Consider the following 2,826-nt stretch of genomic DNA (forward strand, 5'->3'; position numbering starts at 1 on the left):
AACTCACATCCATGTAATATGTTATGGATTTGATCAGACAGGCAGCAGAAGAACCCATAACCCTGGTTTCTTATCCTTATAGCAGTCGGTTTTTTCAGAAACTACGGGAAATTGTAAATAAAGAGATCGCGGACAGAAAATTTCAGTTTTCCTAAAAAATCCTAACATTTTATAAAAAATTAATGACTATAATTATTTTTAAAAGCTGATATGATGTATATATAACAAGTTTTTCGAAAAACTGACAGCATTTAAATTATAAAATGAAGGATTTATGGAGGAAAATAGAATGAAAAAACGTATACTTGCAGCCATTCTCTCTGCAGCAATGGTTATGGGGGCTTTAGCAGGATGTGGTTCTTCTTCAGGAGAAACGACAAAAGAGACACAGGCAGGAACAGCAGCGGATACTTCTGCTGAAACAAAAACAGATTCAGATGCCGCAGCAGATAATAGTGAGGACGGAAATGATACGGCATCTGCAGATTCTGACAAACCTGCTAAGAAATTCAAGATTTTATCCATTTGGGCGGAAGATACAAAAGAAGGAAAATTATTATATAACCTGACAAAACAGTACCAGGAAGAAGTAAATCCGAACTTTGAGTTTGAATTCGAACTGGTTTCTGCAAATGACCTGACCACGAAGGTTGCTACATTAGTGGCCTCCAATGACCTTCCGGATGCGTTTGCCTATGTTGCCGGACAACCACTGACAGAATTGATCGATGCAGATAAAGTGGTAAATATATCAGAACAATTAGAAAAACTGGGTGTATCAGACCAGATCGAAGAAGGCGCAGTTACCCTTTTAAAAGGTCTTTCCAATACCGACAGTATCTACGACCTTCCGCTGGGACTAAATATCGAAGGCTTCTGGTATAACAAGAAGGTATTTGAAGATGCAGGTGTGGAAGTTCCAAAGACCTGGGATGATTTATTAAAAGTATGTGACACATTAAAAGAAAAAGGCGTTCAGCCAATGTCAATCGGCGGATCTGAAAAGTGGCCGTTAAGCCGTCTGGTGAATGCATATGTTATCCGTACCATGGGTGTGGATGCACTGACAAAAGCTACATCAGGAGAACTCTCCTTTACGGATCCTAAATTTGTAGAGGCAGCAAAGCAGGTATCCGATATGGCTTCTAAGGGTTACTTTGGCGAAGGTGTTACAACGGTTGACCAGACTACAGCAGGAAATATGATGCTGGCTGGTGAGTCAGCAATGTGCTACAACGGAAGCTGGTTTACGGAAGACATCACAAGTGAAAACAACCCGGCAGGAGAAGACGGAATTGGATATTTCAGCATTCCGGTAGTGGATGAATCCGTTAGCCCGGCAACGGAAGTACCTATGAACTGCGGCAACATTCTGGCACTCTCCAAAGATAAGTATGATGATGCCACAGCTGACTGGTTAAAATATTTTGTAGAACATGCAGGCGATTATGCAATGAAGGAAATGGGATCTGTAAAAGGATATAAATATACGGTTGATGGTGAATTAAGCCCGATCAATCAGGAGGTTGTAAATACCATAGATTCCGTGACAAATGCAGCTACCTGGTTTGAGGCAATGATGAATAATGAGACTAAGACAGCAGCACAGGATAACGTTCAGACTCTTGCTAACGGTGAAATGACACCGGAGGAATATATGCAGTCCATTCAGGATGCGTATGATTTGAGCAAATAACCTACCGGCAGTGGTCAAAATGGATAGGCAAGCATATCCATTAGGCTCTTATCCTCGGAAATAAATAAACAGAGCGATAGAATAGGGAAAGACAGCAGCATGGAAACATGTATTAGACTGGATCTCGGCCTGTCGCTCTTTTTATACCCAAAATGCAGACAAAAGACGCACTTATAAAGGCTGTATCGTGAGCGGGCTTACGATTTACGATATGCAAATGGAGGCAAGTATGAATAAAGTATTAGGAAATAAAAAAGCAATTGCTTTATTTGTAATACCGGGCCTGATCTTATATGTAGGGCTGGTATTCGTTCCGGTTATCTGGTCATTCGTATATTCATTCTACGATGGCACACCTGGGCTGAACTGGAGTTTTTCCGGTTTAAAGAATTATGAAAAATTATTTATTGATGCACGTTTTAAAGATGCCCTGGTAGTGAACTTGAAGTATATCGGCATGGTTATGTTAGGTCAGGTTGCTCTTGGACTGTGTATGGCACTTGTATTTAAATTCTGGTTAAAGAGATTTAAAAACGTGATTCGTACACTGATCTTTTTCCCGGTAGTATTGCCAACAGTAGCGGTAGGCCAATTATTCGCAAAAATTTACGAAATTCAGCCAAACTATGGATTATTAAACAGTATTCTGGCAAATATCGGTCTTCAGGACTGGGTGCAGCCCTGGATTGGACAGGCAAGTACCGCACTGAAAGCATTAAGTGTCATGGATGTCTGGGTTTCCATGGGATTCTATGCAGTTATTTTCTACGGTGCCCTGCTGGATATTCCGGATGACGTCATGGAAGCTGCCAAGATTGACGGCTGCAATGCGTGGAATTTATTTAAAAGCATTCTTATGCCGCTCCTGCGCCCGGTAACCATCACCTGCCTGGTATTCAGCTTCTCCGGAACGGTGAAGATGTTTGAATCCGCAATGGCGCTCACCGGAGGTGGACCTGGAAATGCAACTACTTCACTTTCCATGTATATGTATAATGCGTCCTTTGGATTTGGAAAGGTCGGATACGGCAGTACCATTGCAATTGTAATCTTCATTATATGTATTATTGGAACAACGATTATTAAGAAATTTGACAGACAGGGATAGGAGGAACGGATATGAACGGATA

2 protein-coding genes are annotated in these 2,826 nt (G+C 41.2%); both read left to right on the top strand.

Features of this window, described 5'->3' with window-relative positions; translation table 11 throughout:
- The first annotated feature begins 289 nt into the window (after window positions 1–289).
- Entirely contained in the window at window positions 290–1,696 is a 1,407-nt protein-coding gene (locus ACH2DQ_RS25150) for an ABC transporter substrate-binding protein (RefSeq protein ID WP_394912145.1), read from the top strand.
- A gap of 229 nt (window positions 1,697–1,925) precedes the next feature.
- The gene (locus ACH2DQ_RS25155; RefSeq protein ID WP_394912146.1) at window positions 1,926–2,804 is read left to right on the top strand and encodes a carbohydrate ABC transporter permease; all 879 of its coding nucleotides are present in this window, start codon (window positions 1,926–1,928) and stop codon (window positions 2,802–2,804) included.
- The last annotated feature ends 22 nt before the right edge of the window (window positions 2,805–2,826 follow it).

This window comes from Robinsoniella sp. (assembly GCF_034124845.1).

Excerpts from the sequence above, each read along its gene's own strand:
- ACH2DQ_RS25150 (WP_394912145.1), top strand. The coding sequence starts at position 290 with ATGAAAAAACGTATACTTGCAGCCATTCTCTCTGCAGCAATGGTTATG.
- ACH2DQ_RS25155 (WP_394912146.1), top strand. The coding sequence starts at position 1,926 with ATGAATAAAGTATTAGGAAATAAAAAAGCAATTGCTTTATTTGTAATA.